Source organism: Pseudomonas sp. EA_35y_Pfl2_R111 (assembly GCF_963970955.1).
Taxonomy (GTDB): Bacteria; Pseudomonadota; Gammaproteobacteria; order Pseudomonadales; family Pseudomonadaceae; genus Aquipseudomonas.
Genome location: NZ_CAXAOM010000003.1, coordinates 260,483 through 280,149, shown reverse-complemented (window position 1 = coordinate 280,149; position 19,667 = coordinate 260,483). Strand labels below are relative to the sequence as shown.

Below are 19,667 nucleotides of genomic sequence, written 5' to 3'. Positions count from 1 at the left end.
TTATCCTAGGCGCCTCCCTTGCGAACTAGGTCAACCTAAATGTTCCCATGGCACACCCTCAGCCTGTGGATGGATCAGCTGGACAAACCGCTGACCGCCCGCCCCGCGCTGACCGAAGATCTGCATGCCGATGTGGCCATCATCGGCGCCGGCTACACCGGCCTGTGGACCGCCTATTACCTCAAGCGCCAGGCACCGCAGCTGCGCATCGTTATCCTCGAAGGCGAGATTGCCGGCTTCGGCGCTTCCGGGCGTAATGGCGGCTGGCTGATGGGCAACCTGCTCGGCCAAGGCAGCCTGCTCGCCGACCAGCCCAGTGCCGCACGCCAAAGTGCCTATAAGCTGCTGCATGGCATACCCGATGAAGTCGCCAGCGTACTGCAGCGCGAGCAGATCGCCTGCGATTACCGCAAAGCCGGCGTGCTGTATTGCGCCGCGCGCTACCCCGAGCAACTGACCAGTCTGCGCCAGTATCTGGCCGAACTGCGCGCCTTGGGCATGGATGAAAATGACTACCGCTGGCTGACGCCCTTCGATCTGGGCAAACAGCTGCAACTGGCCAATGCCTACGGCGCGATTTATACGCCGCACTGCGCGACCATTCAGCCGGCCAAGCTGGTCCGCGGCCTGGCTCGCTGCGTAGCGGCCATGGGCGTTGAGCTGTATGAACAGAGCCGCGTGACCGACTGGCAAACAGGCATGGTACGCACCGCCAGCGGCAGCGTGCGCGCTGACTGGATTGTCCCTGCCGTGGAAGGCTATGCCGCCAGCCTGCCGCCGCTGGGCAAGCATCAACTCCCAGTGCAGAGCCTGCTGGTGGCCACCGAGCCGCTGCCCAAGGAAGTCTGGGCCGATATCGGCCTGGAGCGCGGTCAGGCCTTCAGTGAGAACAGCCGCCAGGTCACCTACGGTCAGCGCAGCGCCGACGACCGCCTGGTGTTTGGCGCACGTGGCGGCTATCGCTTTGGCGGCCAACTGCGCCACGATTTCAACCTCAGTGAGGATGAGCGCGACCTGCGCCGCTACCTGTTCGGCGAACTCTTCCCGCAGCTAAAGCAGGTACGCATCACCCATGCCTGGGGCGGAAACCTGGGCATGGCGCGGCGCTTTCGCCCGCACATGCTGGTGGACCGCAGCAACGGCATCGCCCTGTCCGGCGGTTACGGTGGAGAAGGCGTGGGCGCCAGCAACCTCGGCGGACGCACCCTGGCGGACCTGATTCTCAACCAGCAAAGCGAGCTGACCTGCCAGCCCTGGGTGCTGGGCGACCAGCCGATCAACCGCCTGCCGCGCTGGGAGCCGGAGCCGCTGCGCTGGCTCGGCTACAACGCGATCATCCAGAGCTTTGTGCATGAGGACCGTGTGCTGGCCAACCCAGACACCGCGCCCTGGCGGCGCAAGTTGGCCAGCAGCCTGGCCGGCACCATGGAAAAATTTATGCACTAACGGAGCCGTTCACAAAAGGCACCCTGGCGGATATCAGCCCAAGACCAAGCAACTAGCATCTGGGTTAGTTGCAGCGATAACAGCAGATCACCTCACAGGGCTAATTCAACGGCCCCGCGTTATACAGCGCACTCCAAGCGCACTGGTAGCGCCGCGTGTTCACATTGTAGAAGTTGAAGCGATTGCATTGATTGTCGTAATTGTAAGAACCCACCGAAATGCGGAAGGCACCTAGATTAACGCCCTGCAATGAAACATAACGCCCATTGTATAAAATTGAAAAATGCAAGTGCGGCCCAGTTGAACTTCCTCCCTCGCACAGCGCGGTATTCCGGTTACTCGCATAGTTTCCCAATTTAGTATTAACCGTGATGATCTCCCCATTACTTACCCGAATATTGTCCATGTGGTAATAGTTGGTTGCCCAACCATTGGCGTGGGTGACGCGCACCTGGCAGCGCGACATAACCGTGACACGGCCATCATGCGCAGCCGCCACACTGTATGTGGCCGCTCCCCAACCCGGCCAGTCATAGGACACATCAATGGAGGAGTACGGCGAACCCGATCCCGTGTGGGAGTGAGCGCCATTTGATTGCCAGGAATACCCCTGATACCAGGGCAGCTGGAGCATATTAGTCGGGGGGAGAGCACTCGCCGCCAACACCACTTTGCCGCTCGACTCTACGGGGTTCACTTGCTCAGAAGGCGTATTAAATAGCTGAGTAAACTGTTGAGTAAAACCTTGCAGCGACGGCTTCTTCATAAGCACCACAGGTTCACTGTTCGCTTCATAAAGAAGCCCTAATAACGCGGCGCTGGCAGCATTCAGCGCCTTCACATCCTGACCTGAGCGCTGAGCGCCGGTGCGCGCCTGCCTGAGCTGATAAGCCTCAAAACCGTAAAAACGTTGCGATAGCTGCTGCAAAACATCACGCAATTGCCCGGCAAAATCACTCGCCTTGGACAACCCCGCGAAAGGGGTGCGCAACTTCTCCTGGCTGGGCGCAGACATCAACCCGCTCTTAAGCTCCATAAGCGCCAGAACCACCTTGGGATTAATACTGTAATAGCCGCTCCAGTGGGCTATCAGTTCCTGCTTGTCACGTAGCAGCGGCGCATGCACCGCTAGATAACCGGCAAGGTCAAACGCCTCTGCATCGCGTCCATATAGAAACAGCGCATTGCTAAAAAGCAGCTCATCGCCTACTGACTGCAGGCGTTTTAACTCATGTGCCGAGTAGTTATAAGCAGGATGATTTATTTCGTTGGCAATAGCGGAGGTAGTTAACACCGTAATTTCCAGCCACGAAAAAATCAAAACACCGGATACCAAACCAATATATGTGCGTCCATTCATTATGTTATCCATCCATGACATTTAATCGAAATTTTTCAGAACAACTATTAGACCCCGCCATGGACTGCATACACACGACCGTGCATTTGCCTTTTCATAGCTCAGGCAACCAGAGGCTAGCCAACAAGAAATAATTAGCAAGAAACAAAACCCGGAGAAATTAAAACAATTAGAACTAAGTAATAGATTGAAAAAGTTGTAAAGAAAACGTGCCTAAGCAACTAAATAGGCCAGCATGCAGCAACAAATTAAAGGGGCGCATCACGCTTCTGGGCGGCCCGAGTGGTTTGCCCGGCTCACGCTTGGCGTGGCATATGAAAATTTCTTATCCGTCCGCCGCCAGCCTAGGGGTCAAGATAACCGTGGCCTGCCCCTCGCTTATCCGCCGACCTCAGACCTGCTGACCCAACCTTCGTCACGCATCGCGGCTCACCTCTGCAGCCTGGATAAATGATGCCAACCCGCGCTCAGTCGAACCACCCCTCAACGGCGGGGCTTAGCGAATTAAGCAACTTTGCTCAGCGTGGGGGGGACTAACAGACATAACTCTCCAGTGAAGCGGCTATGCAGATTCCCAACGTCGAACAGAAAGCCTTCATCCTCCTCCTCGTCCTGGTGACGGTAGCCTTCTTCTGGATACTGTTGCCGTTCTATGGTGCGGTCTTCTGGGCCATGGTGCTGGCGGTGGTATTTACCCCTTTGCAGCGGCGCATGGCGCGGCGCATTGGCGGCCGGGGCAATCTTTCAGCCCTGCTGACGTTGATCGTGTGTTTGCTGGTGGCCATTCTCCCGGTGATATTTATCACCTCGGCGGTCGTTGCCGAAGGTGCCAGCCTTTATAAGAAACTGGAGTCGGGCGAGCTGGATATCGGGACCTACGTCACCAGCACTATCCGGATGCTGCCGCCGTCGATGCAAGAGCAGCTCAACCGCATCGGCGTTTCCGACCTCGACGGCCTGCGCGAACAGATTTCAACCGTGGCCATGGCCGGCAGTCAGTTTCTCGCCACCAAGGTGTTCGCCATCGGCCAGGGCACGTTTGCATTCTTCGTCAGCTTCTTCGTCATGCTCTATCTGCTGTTCTTTCTGCTGCGTGATGGCCTGGAATTGGCGCGCTCAATACGCGAAACCATTCCGCTGGGTGAAGCCACCAAACGCCGCCTGCAGATCAAATTCACCCGCGTGGTGCGCGCCACGGTAAAGGGCAATGTCGTAGTCGCCGCAGTACAGGGTGCGCTGGGCGGGCTCATATTCTGGGCGCTTGGCATCTACAGCCCGCTACTGTGGGGCGTGCTGATGGCATTTCTATCGCTGCTGCCCGCCGTCGGGGCCGGCATTATCTGGGTGCCCGTCGCGGTATACCTGATAACCAGCGGCAGCCTCTGGCAGGGAGTGACCCTCACCGTCTTCGGCGTGCTGGTGATCGGCCTGGTGGATAACATCCTGCGCCCCATCCTGGTGGGCAAGGACACCCGCATGCCCGACTACCTGATCCTGGTTTCCACCCTCGGCGGCCTGGCCCTGCTGGGCCTCAACGGTTTCGTGATCGGTCCACTGGTGGCGGCACTGTTCCTTTCCAGCTGGAACCTGTTTGAAGGAGGGAAGAGGACAGTCAAATTGCCGGACTAGCCAAGCTTCAGGCGTGATTAGCGGACTAAGGGGACAGAACAGCTGTACGGCACAGGAAGCATGGTAATACGTAGGGTGGCCTAGCCGATAACCGGGATCAGGTGAACACCATTGGCTTGAACCCGTCATGGAGGCCACCCGCAATCCGCGATGGTGGGTCACGCGGCGCCGAATCGCTTGGTGCCACCCATAACCAGTCCAGCGCCGCCCACGCTAAAGAAGCGACGTGCAAACGCCCTGATACATAGCCAAGAAAAAGCCCCCGCAGGCTCGCGCCGGCGGGGGCTTTTTAGTTAGCTAGAACTGTTATCAGTTCTTGGCTTTCTTGGCAGCGCGGGTGCGCTCGCCTTCGTCGAGGATCTTCTTGCGCAGACGGATCGACTTCGGCGTCACTTCGCACAGCTCGTCGTCCTGGATGAATTCCAGGGCCTGTTCCAAGGTGAAGCGGACAGGTGGAACCAGGGCGATGGTTTCGTCCTTACCGGAAGCACGCATGTTGTCGAGCTTCTTGCCTTTGGTTGGGTTTACGCCCATGTCGTTGTCACGGCTGTTCAGGCCAACGATCTGACCGTTGTAGATTTCCTGGCCGTGCTCGACGAACAGCTTGCCGCGCGCCTGCAGGGTTTCCAGGGAGTAGGTCAGCGCCTTGCCGGTTTCTACCGATACCAGAACACCGTTCTGACGGCCGGACATGTCGCCGGACTTCATGGTGTCGTAGCGATCGAAGATCGAGGTCAGGATGCCAGCACCGTTGGTCAGGGTCAGGAACTGGTTACGGAAACCGATCAGACCGCGAGCAGGGATGTTGTATTCCAGACGTACACGGCCTTTGCCATCCGGCACCATGTTGGTCAGGTCGCCCTTACGCAGACCCATCTCTTCCATGACCTTGCCCTGGGATTCTTCCGGGGTGTCGATGGTGACGTTTTCGAACGGTTCTTGCTTCACGCCGTCGACGGTACGGATGATTACTTCCGGACGACCAACACCCATTTCGAAGCCTTCGCGACGCATGGTTTCGATCAGTACCGAGAGGTGCAGCTCACCACGGCCGGAGACCTTGAACTTGTCAGCGCTGTCGCCTTCCTCAACACGCAGGGCCACGTTGTACAGCAGCTCTTTGTCCAGACGCTCTTTGATGTTGCGGCTGGTAACGAACTTGCCTTCTTTACCGCAGAACGGCGAATCGTTGACCTGGAAGGTCATGGATACGGTCGGCTCGTCGACGGTCAGCGGGGTCATCGCCTCGACATGGTTGATGTCGCACAGGGTGTCGGAGATGAACAGCGAGTCCATGCCGCTGACGCAGACGATGTCACCGGCGGTGGCTTCTTCAACGTCGATGCGGTGCAGGCCGTGGTGACCCATCAGCTTGAGGATACGACCGTTACGCTTCTTACCGTCGGCGTCGATAGCGATCACCGGGGTGTTCGGCTTGACGCGGCCACGGGCGATACGGCCAACGCCGATAATGCCGAGGAAGCTGTTGTAGTCCAGTGCGGAGATTTGCATCTGGAACGGACCGTCGATATCAACCTGCGGGGACGGCACGTTGTCGACGATGGACTGATACAGCGGGGTCATGTCTTCAGCCATGTCGGTGTGATCCAGACCGGCAATGCCGTTCAGGGCCGAGGCGTAGACGACTTTGAAGTCCAGCTGCTCTTCGGTAGCACCGAGGTTGTCGAACAGGTCGAAGATCTGGTCCAGAACCCAGTCCGGACGCGCGCCTGGACGGTCAACTTTGTTGATTACTACGATTGGACGCAGGCCGGCTTCGAAGGCCTTCTTGGTCACGAAACGGGTTTGTGGCATCGGGCCGTCTTGGGCGTCGACCAGCAGCAGCACGGAGTCAACCATCGACATCACGCGCTCAACTTCACCGCCGAAGTCGGCGTGGCCGGGGGTGTCTACGATGTTGATGTGGTAGCCGTTCCAGTTAATCGCGGTGTTCTTCGCGAGAATGGTAATGCCGCGCTCTTTTTCCTGGTCGTTGCTGTCCATCACGCGCTCGTCGTTGAGCTCGTTGCGCTCAAGGGTGCCGGACTGACGCAGGAGTTTGTCTACCAGGGTGGTTTTACCGTGGTCAACGTGGGCAATGATGGCGATGTTGCGTAGATTTTCGATCACGTGTGTATCTCGATCAGAGGATTCGGTGTGCCGCTTATTCTAGGCGGCGAGTATTAACTAATTGCGTTTTCTGCCAGGCGGCGTGAGCGTGTTAATCACGCCGCCTGCATGTCGGGAGGGCGATGGCGGATACTGCCGCCATTCAACCCGGGCGTTTTATGCCGGACGATAAACGCGCACATTGGCATGCCCCTCACTCAGTAAATGGTGGGCGTGCAAACGACTCATCACACCTTTATCGCAATACAACAGGTACTGGCGCGCCTCATCCAGCTCCTTGAACTTGCTGTTCAGGGCATAGAACGGCAGGGCCATGACCTCGACGCCAGACAGGGCGAGCGGCTCGTCCTCGGCGGCATCGGGGTGACGAATATCAATAATCACCTGGCCGGCCAGCGCTTCGCTGACTTCCTCGACCTGCACATCCTTGCCCAGCTCGTCGATTACCTTGTCGATCGGCAGCAGGGTGGCGCGCTCCAGTGCACGCTCAAGCAAGGCCATATCAAACTGGTTTTCTTCGTGCTCGACGCGCAGCCTCTTCGCCTTGGTGGTCGGGTTGACCGAAATCACCCCGCAATACTCAGGCATGTGCTTGGCGAATTCGGCAGTACCGATCTGGGTGGCCGTGTCGATGATGTCTTGCTTGTGGCTGGCCAGCAGCGGACGCAGCACCAGCATATCGGTGGCCGAATCGATTACCGCGAGGTTCGGCAGGGTCTGGCTCGACACCTGGGAAATCGCCTCACCGGTCACCAGCGCATCAATCTGCAGGCGTTCGGCCATACGCGTGGACGCGCGCAGCATCATGCGTTTGAGGATAACGCCCATGTGGCTGTTGTCGACCTTGCCGAGAATCTCACCCAGTACTTCCTCAAACGGCACGCTGATAAACAGTACGCGCTGCGAGCTGCCGTACTTCTGCCAGAGGTAATGCGCCACTTCCATCACCCCCAGCTCATGGGCACGGCCGCCGAGATTAAAGAAGCAGAAGTGAGTGATCAGGCCGCGACGCATCATTTGATAGGCGGCGACGGTGGAATCGAAACCGCCACTCATCAGCACCAGGGTTTGTTCCAGCGAGCCCAGCGGGTAACCGCCTAGGCCTTCGTGCTGATGGTGAATAACGAACAGGCGCTGGTCGCGGATTTCCATGCGCACAACAACGTCCGGATCTTTCAGCGAGATGCCGGCCGCGCCGCACTGCTGCCGTAGCTGACTACCGACATAGCGCTCGACATCCATAGAGCTGAATGCGTGCTTACCGGCGCGCTTGCAGCGTACGGCGAAGATTTTACCCGGCAGCTGATCGGCGAAGTGCAACTTGCACTTTTCCAGCACGTCGTCGAAATCACCCAGCGGGTATTCATCAACCTGCAGGAAATGGGTGATGCCTGGCGTGCAGCTCAGGCGCTCGATCATCGCCTGCAGGGTTTTCGGCTCACTGATCTGGGTTTCGACTTCCAGGTTGTCCCACACACCGCTGACCTGCAGCTGCGGGTCGAATTCACGCAAAACCGAGCGAATATTCTTCGCCAGCTGCCGGATAAAGTGCTTACGCACTGGCCGACTCTTAATAGTGATTTCCGGGAAGACTTTAACGATCAGTTTCATGAAAACAGGGGGTGCCGAGGCCGCGAAAAAACAGGGGCGCGGATTATAGCGGAAATTGCTCACGCTTTGATCAAAAATCCTCAAACGCCTAAAACGCGCACCATTAAAGAGCGCGCCGCAAATATGGCGACCCATAACGGTGCAAATATTTATCGGGCAGCGCCATGCAGCCCCCGCCAACCCTGAGTTTCAGCGCTTACACCCATTCCTGTGCACTGGCATGCAAATTGCTCCCTTGTGAGGCAGGATGCCCTGGCAGAGTATGCCGCGGCCTTACCGTACTATTGCGGGCTCACGATTTGAGCCTTATCCACCTGGAGGACAGCATGTCGAAGTCGATTCAACTTATTAAAGAACACGACGTGAAGTGGGTTGACCTGCGCTTCACCGACACCAAGGGCAAACAGCACCACGTGACCATGCCGGCCCGTGACGCCCTGGACGACGAATTCTTCGAGCACGGCAAAATGTTCGACGGCTCCTCCATCCATGGCTGGAAAGGCATCGAAGCCTCCGACATGATCCTGATGCCGGTTGACGAAACCGCCGTCCTGGACCCGTTCACCGAAGAGCCGACGCTGATCCTGGTTTGCGACATCGTTGAGCCAAGCACCATGCAGGGCTATGACCGCGACCCGCGCTCGATCGCTAAGCGCGCTGAAGAATTCCTGAAAACCACCGGTATCGGTGACACCGTATTCGTCGGTCCAGAGCCTGAATTCTTTATCTTCGACGAAGTGAAGTTCAAGTCCGACATCTCCGGTTCCATGTTCAAGATCTACTCCGAACAAGGCTCCTGGATGACCGACCAGGACGTCGAAGGCGGCAACAAGGGCCATCGCCCAGCCGTTAAAGGTGGTTACTTCCCAGTTCCGCCGTGCGACCACGACCACGAAATCCGTACCGCCATGTGTAATGCCATGGAAGAAATGGGCCTGGTCATCGAAGTTCACCACCACGAAGTGGCGACTGCCGGCCAAAACGAAATCGGCGTGAAGTTCAACACCCTGGTCGCCAAGGCTGACGAAGTTCAGACCCTGAAGTACTGCGTACACAACGTGGCTGATGCCTACGGCAAAACCGCGACCTTTATGCCGAAGCCGCTGTACGGCGACAACGGTTCGGGTATGCACGTGCACTTGTCCATCGCCAAAGATGGCAAGAACACCTTCGCTGGCGAAGGCTATGCCGGCCTGTCCGACACCGCCCTGTACTTCATCGGCGGCATCATCAAGCACGGTAAAGCGCTGAACGGCTTCACCAACCCGTCGACCAACTCCTACAAGCGTCTGGTCCCAGGTTTCGAAGCTCCAGTAATGCTGGCCTACTCGGCGCGTAACCGTTCGGCTTCGATCCGTATTCCTTACGTATCCAGCCCGAAAGCCCGCCGTATCGAAGCACGCTTCCCGGATCCGGCTGCCAACCCATACCTGGCCTTCGCTGCTCTGCTGATGGCCGGCCTGGACGGTATCCAGAACAAGATCCACCCTGGCGATGCTGCCGACAAGAACCTCTACGACCTGCCGCCAGAAGAAGGCAAGCTGATCCCGCAGGTTTGTGGCAGCCTGAAAGAAGCCCTGGAAGAGCTGGACAAGGGTCGTGCATTCCTGACCAAAGGCGGCGTGTTCTCCGACGACTTTATCGATGCCTACATCGAGCTGAAGTCCGAAGAAGAAATCAAAGTACGCACCTTCGTACACCCGCTGGAATACGACCTGTACTACAGCGTCTAATTCGGCACGCAGTACAAGAGGCCACCTTCGGGTGGCCTTTTTGCGTTTAGCCGCCCGGTGCCGCTGCCGTTTAACCCGGCATTTTCTGCGCTGGTATACGCCCAGCTATCAATGAGCTTGCCAGAGCGCCTTACCAGTGCAAGGCTTAGGGCACACCACTAGGGAGAGTCAGGCATGCGCCCTCTATTCATCTGCCTGTTATTGAGCCTGGCATTACCGGCCAGCGCGCAGATCTACAAATACACCGACGCCAATGGCAACACGGTATTCACCGACCAGCCGCCGGAAGGCCAAGCGACGCAGAATGTTGAGCTGCCGAAAACCAATAGTGTATCGATGCCGGTACCCAGCCTGCCCGCAGCGACCACACCCGACCCCGTCGACAATGCCGCGCCGTACAGCACCCTGCAACTGACTGGTATACCCGACGATGAAGCACTGCGCGCCAATAACGGCACCTTCAGCGTTGGCGTGGATATCCAGCCACGCCTGGCCAACAACCACCGCCTGCGCCTGCTGCTCGACGGCAAACCGCATGGCCAACCAAGCAATGTGCCGCGCCTGCAAATAAGCAATGCGGACCGTGGCGAGCACAGCCTGGCTGTGGAAGTGCTCAGCGGCGAGCAATCGATCCAGCAGAGCGCCACGGCCACCTTTACCGTACAGCGGGTTAACACCAGCAGCCCTGCGCTGCGTCCGCCACCACCAAAGCCCACCCCTAAACCGGCCCCTTGATCCATGCGCAATCTGCTGTTTTGCGGCCTGATGCTGCTTGCTCTACCTGCCTTCGCGCAGGTCTATACCTATATAGATGCTGAAGGGAATCGCGTCTTCACCGACAAACCTCGCTCCGGTGATGCCGAGCGCGTCGAGCTGGCGCCCAGCAACTCGATGCCAACCATTCAGACGCAAACCGCGCCGGTGATTGCAGCGCCACCCGAGCCCAGCCAGCGCTACAGCCTGCTGCGCATTCTGGTGCCGCAACCCGATGCGACCGTCCGCGACAGCGCCGGCAACCTGATTGTCAGCGTCAACAGCGAACCGAAACTTTTCCCCCAGCACAGCTACCGCCTGCTAATGGACGGCGTACAGGTGGGCGAAGCGGGCACTAGCCCGGTGTTCCCGCTGGAGAATATCGACCGCGGCACGCACCAGTTGGCAGTGGAAGTCATCGACCAGCAGGGCCGCATTATCGAGCGCACACCGCCTCAGCCGTTCCATATGCTGCGCATCTCCCTGGCGCAGAAGCGCATGGTCAATCCGTGCAAGAAAGCCGAATACGGCGTGCGCCCAGAGTGCCCGCTGAAGGATAAACCGCCGGAAAAGAAAGACATTCCCTTCGTGCCATTTATCTAAAACAGCTCGACGCACCAAAGCAGTGCGCTTATTGCCCAGCATTTCTATACTCTCCCTGTTTTGGGTCGCCACGCGCGACCCGGCTGCGCTGTTAGGCAGCTAATTCCCGGCATCCCACGGCCAAACACGCTTCTTTTCGGGGCTTTGGTTTGCTTCTTGCATTTTCCAGCTGCATTGCCGGAACCCAAGGGTCTGCTGACATCCCATATGATCATCAATGACGCACTGCACCGCCTGCTGCTGGACAACCTGACCACTGCCACGCTGCTGCTCAACGACGATCTGCGTCTTGAGTACATGAACCCGGCAGCGGAGATGCTCCTGGCCGTCAGCGGCCAGCGCAGTCACGGGCAATTCATCAGCGAGCTGTTTACCGAATCCAGCGAAGCGCTGAGCGCCTTGCGCCAGGCCGTTCAGCACGCTCACCCCTTCAACAAGCGCGAAGCGGTGCTGACCTCGGTCAGCGGCCAAACCCTAACCGTCGACTACGCGGTAACCCCGGTGCTTAACCGCGGTGAAACCCTGTTGCTGTTGGAAGTGCACCCGCGCGATCGCCTGCTGCGCATCACCAAAGAAGAGGCGCAGCTGTCCAAGCAGGAAACCACCAAACTGCTGGTGCGCGGCCTGGCCCACGAGATCAAGAATCCGCTCGGCGGCATCCGCGGCGCCGCGCAGCTGCTGGCTCGCGAGCTGCCCGAGGAAAGCCTCAAGGATTACACCAACGTCATCATCGAAGAGGCCGACCGCCTGCGGAATCTGGTCGACCGTATGCTCGGCTCGAACAAGCTGCCGTCCCTGGCGCTGACCAACGTGCACGAAGTGCTGGAGCGAGTCGGTAGCCTGGTAGAAGCGGAAAGCCAGGGCAGCATCATTCTGGTGCGCGACTACGACCCAAGCATTCCGGATGTACTGATCGACCGCGAACAGATGATTCAGGCCGTGCTGAATATCGTGCGCAATGCCATGCAGGCGCTGTCCGGGCAGAGCGACCTGCGCCTGGGTCGCATCACCCTGCGCACCCGCACCCTGCGCCAGTTCACCATCGGCCATACGCGCCACCGCCTGGTGACCAAGATCGAAATCATCGACAACGGCCCGGGCATCCCACCCGAGCTGCAGGAAACCATCTTCTACCCCATGGTCAGCGGGCGTGCCGACGGCACTGGCCTAGGCCTGGCCATTACCCAGAACATCATCAGTCAGCACCAAGGTCTGATCGAGTGCGAGAGCCATCCTGGCCACACCGTGTTCTCGATCTTCCTGCCGCTGGAACAAGGAGTAACTCCGTCATGAGTCGCAGTGAAACCGTCTGGATTGTCGATGACGACCGCTCCATCCGCTGGGTCCTGGAAAAAGCCCTGCAACAGGAAGGTATGACCACCCAGAGCTTCGACAGCGCTGACGGTGTACTTAGCCGCCTGAGCCGCCAACAACCTGATGTGATCATCTCCGATATTCGTATGCCGGGCGCCAGCGGCCTCGATCTGCTAGCACGCATTCGCGAGCTGTACCCGCGCCTGCCGGTGATCATCATGACCGCCCATTCCGACCTGGACAGCGCGGTAGCGTCCTACCAAGGCGGTGCGTTCGAGTACCTGCCCAAGCCGTTCGATGTCGACGAAGCCGTTTCTTTGGTCAAGCGTGCCAACATGCATGCCCAGGAGCAGCAGAGCCTGGCCGCGCCGGTCGAGCAGCCACGCACGCCGGAGATCATCGGCGAAGCGCCGGCCATGCAGGAGGTGTTTCGCGCTATCGGTCGCCTGTCACACTCCAATATCACCGTGCTGATCAACGGCGAATCCGGCACCGGTAAGGAGCTGGTGGCCCACGCTCTGCACCGTCACAGCCCGCGCGCGGCCTCGCCGTTTATCGCACTGAATATGGCGGCGATCCCCAAGGATCTGATGGAATCCGAGCTGTTCGGCCATGAAAAAGGCGCCTTTACCGGCGCAGCCAACCAGCGGCGCGGACGCTTCGAGCAGGCCGACGGCGGCACGCTGTTTCTCGATGAAATCGGCGATATGCCCGCCGACACCCAGACCCGGCTGCTACGCGTGCTGGCCGACGGCGAGTTTTACCGGGTCGGTGGCCACACCCCGGTCAAAGTCGATGTGCGCATCATCGCTGCCACCCACCAGAATCTGGAAAGCCTGGTACAGGCCGGCAAGTTCCGTGAAGACCTGTTCCACCGTCTTAACGTGATCCGCATCCATATTCCGCGCCTGTCGGATCGTCGCGAAGACATTCCGACCCTGGCCCGGCATTTCCTCAGCCGCGCCGCGCTGGAATTGGCCGTCGAGCCCAAACTGCTGAAAAGCGAAACCGAGGAATACCTGCGCAACCTGCCTTGGCCGGGCAACGTGCGCCAGCTGGAAAACACCTGCCGCTGGATCACCGTCATGGCTTCCGGCCGTGAGGTACATGTCGACGACTTGCCTCCAGAGCTGCTCAGCCAGCCGCAGGAAAGCGCGCCGGCAAGTAACTGGGAGCAGGCGCTGCGCCAGTGGGCCGACCAGGCCCTGGGCCGTGGTCAGTCCAGCCTGCTGGATACCGCCGTGCCGGCGTTCGAGCGGATCATGATCGAAACCGCGCTCAAGCACACCGCCGGCCGCCGCCGCGACGCCGCCGTGCTGCTGGGCTGGGGCCGCAACACCCTGACGCGCAAGATCAAGGAACTGGGGATGAACGTCGAAAGCGCCGATGACGAGGATAGCGACGACTAACCCGCTGACGCTGTGCTGCATGCAAAACGGGCCCATTTGGGCCCGTTTTTATTTCCGCCGACAAACAACTGAAAATGCGCCAGAGCAATGCACCGGCATCAACCCAGTGCACAGCGGCGGTTCACACCCCAGCGCTTACCGAACCACCGCAAAATCCGCGAGAAGCCCTGAAACCCAGTATTTACAAGGCCCGCAGCCAACGTAATAAAACTGGCACACAGCCTGCATAGACTCAAGTAATCCCAGTTTTGGGGACCTTGGTACAGGCAGGCCGGGGATTCCCCTCTTTTATTGCTCGACCAGGCTGACGACCAGCCGCCAGCGCCCGTCCACCTCCTCAGCGCGCCACTCACCGCGCAATGGACGGGCCGCCACCACTCTCAGTAGCAAATCCCTTCCCTCCCGTTGCAAACGCCAATTGGCCGTCTTTCCTTGCACCTGCAACTGGCCGTGCTGCTGGCGGCCAAAGCTCTGCAAACGCAGGATAAACACGCCGTTGGCGTGCTCCTCGCGCGGTACCGGCTCGACGTTAAACCACAGTTCAAGTCCCTGCTCGCGCACCTCCACACGCTCAAGCCAGAGCGGATCAGGCTGGAGCAGCCGACCAATCATTAAACCAATCAGAAAACCAAACACCGCCAATGAAGCAATAACCCGCACCCACGGACGGGGGCGCGGGTCTGTAGAATGCTGCTCGTCTTCAAGCTCGGAGCCGCGCATGTTTCACGTCATCCTTTTTCAACCGGAAATTCCGCCCAATACCGGCAACATTATCAGGCTCTGCGCCAACAGCGGCTGCCACCTGCACCTGATCGAGCCGCTGGGCTTCGAGCTGGATGACAAACGCCTGCGCCGCGCCGGCCTGGATTACCACGAATACGCCACCCTGCAGCGCCACGCCGACCTCGACAGCTGCCTGACCAGCATCGGCCGGCCGCGCGTATTTGCCTTTACCACCAAGGGCTCGCAAGCGTTTCACCAGGTCAGCTACCAGCCCGGCGACGCCTTTTTGTTCGGCCCGGAAAGCCGCGGCCTGCCGCAGGAAATTCGCGACAACCTGCCACCCGAACAACGTCTGCGCCTGCCGATGCGCGAAGGCTGCCGCAGCCTGAACCTGTCCAACACCGTTGCCGTAGCGGTCTATGAGGCCTGGCGTCAGCAGGGTTTTGCCGGCGCGTAGGGTGGGTTAGGCGCAAAGCCACGGATTATCTGCTGCCACATAAATCCGTCGCGCCGTAACCCTCCAACGAGACAGACTGGCTATCCCTCCAAATGATGCAACGACGGCCCGCAGGGTGGCCGCCAGGGATGGCAGGCCATAAAAAAACGCCCCGCAGGGCGTTTTTTTGTTCCAGCCGCAAACCTTAGTGTGCGGTTGCAACTTCGCCAGCCTGCTGCATACGCTGCAGTTCCTGGGCGTAGAGGGCGTCGAAGTTCACCGGAGCCAGCATCAGCGCCGGGAACGAGCCGCGTACGACCAGGCTGTCCAGGGTTTCGCGAGCGTAAGGGAAGAGGATATTCGGGCAGAACGCACCCAGGGTGTGGCTCATGGAGGCAGCGTCCAGGCCCTTGATCAGGAAGATACCGGCCTGCTGCACTTCAGCGATAAAGGCGGTTTCTTCGCCCGTTTTCACGGTCACCGAGAGGGTCAGCACCACTTCGTGGAAGTCGCCATCCAGCGCCTTCTGGCGGGTATTGAGGTCCATTGCGACGCTCGGCGCCCACTCCTGACGGAAGATTTCTGGGCTCTTCGGCGCTTCGAAGGACAGGTCACGTACGTAGATACGCTGCAGGGAGAATTGCGGGTTTTGTTCGCCCTGAGCGGCGCCGTTGCTAGCTTGTTCTGTCATGGCAAAAGCCTTCTTGTCGTTAGGTACGGATAAACAGGGAGTTAAGACTTGAGCAGCGCGTCAAGCTTGCCGGCGCGCTCCAAGGCGTAAAGGTCATCGCAACCACCCACATGGGTGTCACCGATCCAGATCTGCGGCACCGAGGTCTGCCGCGCCTTGCGGGTCATCTCAGCACGCACGTCAGGCTTGCCATCAACTCTGATTTCGTTGAAGGCCACACCTTTCTGAGTCAGCAATTGCTTGGCGCGGATGCAGTACGGGCACCAATCGCTGGAATAGATGACGACAGGCTGCATCTCACTTCACCAGCGGCAAATTGTCACCACGCCAGCTGGCGACACCGCCAGACAGCTTGGCGGCAGTGAAACCTGCCTTTTTCAGATCGCGGCACACAGCGCCGGCGTGCTGGCCCATGGCATCGACCACGATGATGGTCTTGGCCTTGTGCTTGTCCAGCTCAACCATACGGCCAGCGAGTTTTTCGAAGGGAATATTCAGCGCACCGACGATATGCCCAGCAGCAAAGTCCTTTTGCCCGCGAATATCCAGCACCACGCCCTGCTCGCTGTTAACCAGTGCGGTCAGCTCACGGCTGCTCAGGCTCTGTCCACCCTTGCGTGCTTCGGTGAAGACCAGCAGTGCGAGCAGGGTCACGAACAAGCCGCTCAGGACATAGTGGGTCGTGGCAAATTCAATCAAGTTGGCAAGCATTGTGCGTTTCCGGGGCGGTAAAATGTCGGCCAGTATACACAGCCACACAAGTCGGCCAAACCCCGCCCGGCGGTGACGTTTGTGCCACTTGGCCGTAAAATGCCTGCTTTGTTTCCCGCCCATCGACCCAGAGCGAACCAGTTATATGAGCGCCACGCCCAAACCCCTGGTACTGATCATCCTCGATGGCTTCGGCCACAGTGACAGCCCCGAATCCAACGCCATCATGGCGGCCAACACGCCAGTCTACGACCATCTGCGCGCCACCCAGCCCCATGGCCTGATCTCAGGCTCAGGCATGGACGTAGGTCTGCCAGACGGCCAGATGGGCAATTCCGAGGTCGGCCATATGAACCTCGGAGCCGGCCGTGTGGTGTACCAGGACTTCACCCGAGTGACCAAGGCCATTCGCGATGGCGAGTTCTTCGATAACGCCGAGATCATTGGCGCGGTGGATAAAGCGGTCAAGGCTGGCAAGGCCGTGCATATCCTCGGCCTGCTCTCCGACGGAGGCGTGCACAGCCATCAGGACCACCTGGTGGCCATGGCCGAACTGGCCGCCCAGCGCGGGGCAGAGAACATTTACCTGCACGCCTTCCTCGACGGCCGCGACACCCCGCCGAAAAGCGCCCAGCCCTCCATCGAACTGCTTGACACCACCTTCGCCAAACTCGGCAAGGGCCGCATCGCCAGCCTCAGCGGCCGCTACTTCGCCATGGACCGCGACAACCGCTGGGACCGTGTCGAGCAGGCCTACGGGTTGCTGGTCGACGGTAACGGCCAATTCACCGCCGCCACCGCCCTGGAAGGCCTGAATGCCGCTTACGAGCGCGGCGAAAGCGATGAGTTCGTCAAGGCAACCAGCATTGGCGAGCCAGTGCGCATGGAAGACGGCGATGCCGTGGTGTTTATGAACTTCCGCGCCGACCGCGCCCGCGAGCTGACCCGCGCCTTTGTCGAGCCAGGCTTCAAGGAATTCGAGCGCAAGCGCGTGCCGCAACTGGCCGGTTTCATCATGCTCACCCAGTACGCCGCGAGCATCCCGACGCCCAGCGCCTACAAGCCGGAGGCACTGACCAACGTGCTCGGCGAATATCTGGCAAACAACGGCAAGACCCAGCTGCGCATCGCCGAAACCGAGAAGTACGCCCACGTCACCTTCTTCTTCTCCGGTGGCCGCGAAGAGCCCTTCGCTGGCGAAGAGCGCATCCTGATCCCCTCTCCGAACGTCGCCACTTATGACTTGCAGCCGCAGATGAGCGCGCCGGAAGTCACCGACAAGATCGTCGATGCCATCGAGAATCAGCGCTATGACGTAATCATTGTCAACTACGCCAACGGCGACATGGTCGGCCACACGGGTGTGTTCTCCGCCGCCGTGGCCGCCGTGGAATGCCTGGACGGTTGTGTCGGCCGCATCGTCGCCGCGCTGGACAAAGTCGGCGGCGAAGCGCTGATTACCGCCGACCACGGCAACGTCGAGCAGATGGCCGATGAAAGCACCGGCCAAGCGCACACCGCGCACACCTGCGAGCCGGTGCCGTTTATCTATGTCGGCAAGCGCCCCGCGACTATCCGTGCTGGCGGCGTACTGGCTGACGTAGCCCCGACCCTGCTGACCCTGATGGGCTTGCCGGTACCGGCGGAAATGACCGGCACCAGCATCGTCGAGCTAAGCTAAGCCGCGACCCGTGAGCCAGGCGCAATGCCTGGCTTGCGGGCAAACTGCCGGCTGCTTCACGCTACCAATTTACCCTCATGTGCAACACGGATGACTTGCAGCTTGCCGCCGGTTTTTTAGGCATACTAGGCGCGTCCATGCCCTAGGTACTGCCAGCCCCATGCTTCGTGCCCTCGCCCTTGTTTTCCTGACCCTCCTGCTGACGCCTGCCATTGCCGACGAGAAGAGCGATGCGCAGAAGCAACTGGACGCCGCCCGCGCCGATGTCGCCGAGCTGAAACAACTGCTGGAGAAGCTGCAGCAGGAAAAATCCGGCGTACAGAAAGACCTGAAAAAAACCGAAAGCGAAATGGGTCAGCTGGAGAAGCAGGTCAAAGGCCTGCAGCAGGACCTGAAAAACAGCGAAGAGGAAATCCAACGCCTCGATAAAGAGAAAAAAAAACTTGAGGGTGCGCGCCTTGAACAGCAGCGCCTGATCGGCATCCAGGCCCGCGCAGCCTATCAGAGCGGCCGCCAGGAGTACGTCAAGCTGCTGCTCAACCAGCAAAATCCGGAAAAATTCTCGCGCACCCTGACCTACTACGACTACCTCAGCGAAGCGCGCATGGAACAACTCGCTGCCTTCAATGAAACCCTGCGCCAGCTAGCCAATGTCGAGCAGGACATCGCCAACCAGCAACGCCAGCTGCTTGAGCAGAAAAGTGCGCTGGACGGCCGCCGCGAACAGCTCGCCAGCGTGCGCAAGGAGCGTCAGCTGGCCCTGGCCAAGCTGAACAAGGAATTCTCCGCCCGCGACCAGAAGCTCAAGGCCCGCCAGCAGGAGCAAGCCAATCTGGCGCGCGTGCTGAAAACCATCGAGGAAACCCTCGCCCGCCAGGCCCGCGAAGCTGAAGCCGCGCGCCAACAAGCCCTGCTCGCCGAACGCGAACAACCGCACAGCAGCACTAATTTCGCGCCGACGGGTCCATTGGTGAGCTCCGGTGCCAGCTTTGGCGGTCCATTCGCCAAAGCCCGCGGCCAATTGCCCTGGCCAGTCAACGGTCGCCTGGTGGCGCGCTACGGCACACCACGCGGTGGCGATGCCCGCACTAAGTGGGATGGCGTGCTGATCGGCGCTTCAGCCGGTAGCCAGGTGCACGCGGTGCATGGAGGGCGCGTGGTGTTTGCCGACTGGTTGCGCGGCGCCGGGCTTCTGGTCATTCTCGATCATGGCAACGGCTACCTGAGCCTCTATGGGCATAACCAGAGTCTGCTCAAAGATGCCGGCGACGTGGTCAAAGCTGGCGAGGCCATCGCCACCGTTGGCAACAGCGGCGGCCAGGAAACCCCAGCATTGTATTTCGCAATTCGCCAGCAGGGCCGCCCGATTGACCCCGCTCAATGGTGCCGCGCGCAAGGATAAGCGCTGCCTTTACCGATTCAGGAAGGAGTAAGTTC

Annotated in this window: 17 protein-coding genes; 10 read left to right on the top strand and 7 right to left on the bottom strand. The window is 59.6% G+C overall.

The annotated features are described in order from the left end of the window. Nucleotides 1-39 precede the first annotated feature (39 nt). Nucleotides 40-1,446, top strand: coding sequence for an NAD(P)/FAD-dependent oxidoreductase (locus tag AACY25_RS14255; protein WP_339525367.1), 1,407 nt, complete (start codon nt 40-42; stop codon nt 1,444-1,446). Between the two features lie 100 nt (nt 1,447-1,546). Here AACY25_RS14255 and AACY25_RS14250 read toward each other — a convergent pair whose 3' ends face one another. Then, a complete protein-coding gene (locus AACY25_RS14250; protein WP_339525365.1) occupies nt 1,547-2,806 on the bottom strand; it encodes a M23 family metallopeptidase in 1,260 nt (419 codons plus the stop codon). Nucleotides 2,807-3,370: 564 nt separating this feature from the next. On the opposite strand from AACY25_RS14250, the gene AACY25_RS14245 reads away from it, so the two are divergent. Then, nucleotides 3,371-4,435, top strand: coding sequence for an AI-2E family transporter (locus AACY25_RS14245; protein WP_339525363.1), 1,065 nt, complete (start codon nt 3,371-3,373; stop codon nt 4,433-4,435). Nucleotides 4,436-4,744: 309 nt separating this feature from the next. Here the strand turns inward: AACY25_RS14245 and typA are convergent, their stop codons facing one another. Together typA and thiI are read right to left on the bottom strand one after the other, a co-directional pair. Further along, nucleotides 4,745-6,565, bottom strand: coding sequence for a translational GTPase TypA (gene typA, locus AACY25_RS14240; RefSeq protein ID WP_339525361.1), 1,821 nt, complete (start codon nt 6,563-6,565; stop codon nt 4,745-4,747). A 156-nt stretch (nt 6,566-6,721) separates the two neighbouring features. Continuing rightward, complete coding sequence (gene thiI, locus AACY25_RS14235) at nt 6,722-8,176, bottom strand: tRNA uracil 4-sulfurtransferase ThiI (protein ID WP_339525360.1); 1,455 nt, start codon at nt 8,174-8,176, stop codon at nt 6,722-6,724. Nucleotides 8,177-8,502: 326 nt separating this feature from the next. Between thiI and glnA the strand changes: the two genes are divergently transcribed. The 5 genes from glnA (at nt 8,503) to ntrC (ending at nt 13,988) form a co-directional block, all read left to right on the top strand. Next, nucleotides 8,503-9,909 (top strand): glutamate--ammonia ligase, encoded by a 1,407-nt coding sequence (glnA, locus tag AACY25_RS14230; protein WP_339525359.1) that lies wholly within the window; start codon nt 8,503-8,505, stop codon nt 9,907-9,909. Between the two features lie 174 nt (nt 9,910-10,083). Further along, on the top strand, nt 10,084-10,644 hold the full coding sequence (locus tag AACY25_RS14225) for a DUF4124 domain-containing protein (RefSeq protein ID WP_339525357.1): 561 nt from the start codon (nt 10,084-10,086) through the stop codon (nt 10,642-10,644). Nucleotides 10,645-10,647: 3 nt separating this feature from the next. Then, nucleotides 10,648-11,265 carry a DUF4124 domain-containing protein gene (locus AACY25_RS14220; RefSeq protein WP_339525356.1) on the top strand — a complete coding sequence of 206 codons (618 nt, stop codon included), beginning with the start codon at nt 10,648-10,650 and terminating at the stop codon, nt 11,263-11,265. A gap of 207 nt (nt 11,266-11,472) precedes the next feature. Beyond that, entirely contained in the window at nt 11,473-12,558 is a 1,086-nt protein-coding gene (glnL, locus tag AACY25_RS14215; protein ID WP_445262154.1) for a nitrogen regulation protein NR(II), read from the top strand. Then, nucleotides 12,555-13,988 (top strand): nitrogen regulation protein NR(I), encoded by a 1,434-nt coding sequence (gene ntrC / locus AACY25_RS14210; protein WP_339525355.1) that lies wholly within the window; start codon nt 12,555-12,557, stop codon nt 13,986-13,988. The genes glnL and ntrC overlap by 4 nt, the downstream gene beginning before the upstream one ends. 288 nt (nt 13,989-14,276) lie before the next feature. On the opposite strand, the gene AACY25_RS14205 is transcribed toward ntrC, so the two are convergent. After that, nucleotides 14,277-14,708: a hypothetical protein gene (locus AACY25_RS14205; RefSeq protein WP_339525354.1), complete on the bottom strand. Its 432-nt coding sequence runs from the start codon at nt 14,706-14,708 to the stop codon at nt 14,277-14,279. On the opposite strand from AACY25_RS14205, the gene trmL reads away from it, so the two are divergent. After that, complete coding sequence (gene trmL / locus AACY25_RS14200; protein WP_339411658.1) at nt 14,707-15,168, top strand: tRNA (uridine(34)/cytosine(34)/5-carboxymethylaminomethyluridine(34)-2'-O)-methyltransferase TrmL; 462 nt, start codon at nt 14,707-14,709, stop codon at nt 15,166-15,168. The two genes, AACY25_RS14205 and trmL, sit on opposite strands and share 2 nt — an antisense overlap. A gap of 184 nt (nt 15,169-15,352) precedes the next feature. Here the strand turns inward: trmL and secB are convergent, their stop codons facing one another. Genes secB through AACY25_RS14185 form a run of 3 tightly spaced genes read right to left on the bottom strand, consistent with a single transcriptional unit; the run spans nt 15,353 to nt 16,549 of the window. Beyond that, a complete protein-coding gene (gene secB, locus AACY25_RS14195) occupies nt 15,353-15,838 on the bottom strand; it encodes a protein-export chaperone SecB (protein ID WP_275962187.1) in 486 nt (161 codons plus the stop codon). A gap of 41 nt (nt 15,839-15,879) precedes the next feature. Further along, complete coding sequence (grxC, locus tag AACY25_RS14190; RefSeq protein WP_339525353.1) at nt 15,880-16,134, bottom strand: glutaredoxin 3; 255 nt, start codon at nt 16,132-16,134, stop codon at nt 15,880-15,882. Between the two features lies 1 nt (nt 16,135). After that, nucleotides 16,136-16,549: a rhodanese-like domain-containing protein gene (locus tag AACY25_RS14185; RefSeq protein ID WP_339525351.1), complete on the bottom strand. Its 414-nt coding sequence runs from the start codon at nt 16,547-16,549 to the stop codon at nt 16,136-16,138. A gap of 145 nt (nt 16,550-16,694) precedes the next feature. Here AACY25_RS14185 and gpmI point away from each other — a divergent pair, with 145 nt between their 5' ends. Both gpmI and AACY25_RS14175 read left to right on the top strand, forming a co-directional pair. Then, the gene (gene gpmI / locus AACY25_RS14180; protein ID WP_339525349.1) at nt 16,695-18,230 is read left to right on the top strand and encodes a 2,3-bisphosphoglycerate-independent phosphoglycerate mutase; all 1,536 of its coding nucleotides are present in this window, start codon (nt 16,695-16,697) and stop codon (nt 18,228-18,230) included. Between the two features lie 160 nt (nt 18,231-18,390). Then, a complete protein-coding gene (locus tag AACY25_RS14175) occupies nt 18,391-19,632 on the top strand; it encodes a murein hydrolase activator EnvC family protein (RefSeq protein ID WP_339525347.1) in 1,242 nt (413 codons plus the stop codon). Nucleotides 19,633-19,667 lie beyond the last annotated feature (35 nt).

Coding starts and splice junctions, on each gene's coding strand:
- AACY25_RS14255 (WP_339525367.1), top strand. CDS start 40: ATGTTCCCATGGCACACCCTCAGCCTGTGGATGGATCAGCTGGACAAA.
- AACY25_RS14250 (WP_339525365.1), bottom strand. CDS start 2,806: ATGAATGGACGCACATATATTGGTTTGGTATCCGGTGTTTTGATTTTT.
- AACY25_RS14245 (WP_339525363.1), top strand. CDS start 3,371: ATGCAGATTCCCAACGTCGAACAGAAAGCCTTCATCCTCCTCCTCGTC.
- thiI (WP_339525360.1), bottom strand. CDS start 8,176: ATGAAACTGATCGTTAAAGTCTTCCCGGAAATCACTATTAAGAGTCGG.
- glnA (WP_339525359.1), top strand. CDS start 8,503: ATGTCGAAGTCGATTCAACTTATTAAAGAACACGACGTGAAGTGGGTT.
- AACY25_RS14225 (WP_339525357.1), top strand. CDS start 10,084: ATGCGCCCTCTATTCATCTGCCTGTTATTGAGCCTGGCATTACCGGCC.
- AACY25_RS14220 (WP_339525356.1), top strand. CDS start 10,648: ATGCGCAATCTGCTGTTTTGCGGCCTGATGCTGCTTGCTCTACCTGCC.
- glnL (WP_445262154.1), top strand. CDS start 11,473: ATGATCATCAATGACGCACTGCACCGCCTGCTGCTGGACAACCTGACC.
- ntrC (WP_339525355.1), top strand. CDS start 12,555: ATGAGTCGCAGTGAAACCGTCTGGATTGTCGATGACGACCGCTCCATC.
- trmL (WP_339411658.1), top strand. CDS start 14,707: ATGTTTCACGTCATCCTTTTTCAACCGGAAATTCCGCCCAATACCGGC.
- AACY25_RS14205 (WP_339525354.1), bottom strand. CDS start 14,708: ATGCGCGGCTCCGAGCTTGAAGACGAGCAGCATTCTACAGACCCGCGC.
- secB (WP_275962187.1), bottom strand. CDS start 15,838: ATGACAGAACAAGCTAGCAACGGCGCCGCTCAGGGCGAACAAAACCCG.
- grxC (WP_339525353.1), bottom strand. CDS start 16,134: ATGCAGCCTGTCGTCATCTATTCCAGCGATTGGTGCCCGTACTGCATC.
- AACY25_RS14185 (WP_339525351.1), bottom strand. CDS start 16,549: ATGCTTGCCAACTTGATTGAATTTGCCACGACCCACTATGTCCTGAGC.
- gpmI (WP_339525349.1), top strand. CDS start 16,695: ATGAGCGCCACGCCCAAACCCCTGGTACTGATCATCCTCGATGGCTTC.
- AACY25_RS14175 (WP_339525347.1), top strand. CDS start 18,391: ATGCTTCGTGCCCTCGCCCTTGTTTTCCTGACCCTCCTGCTGACGCCT.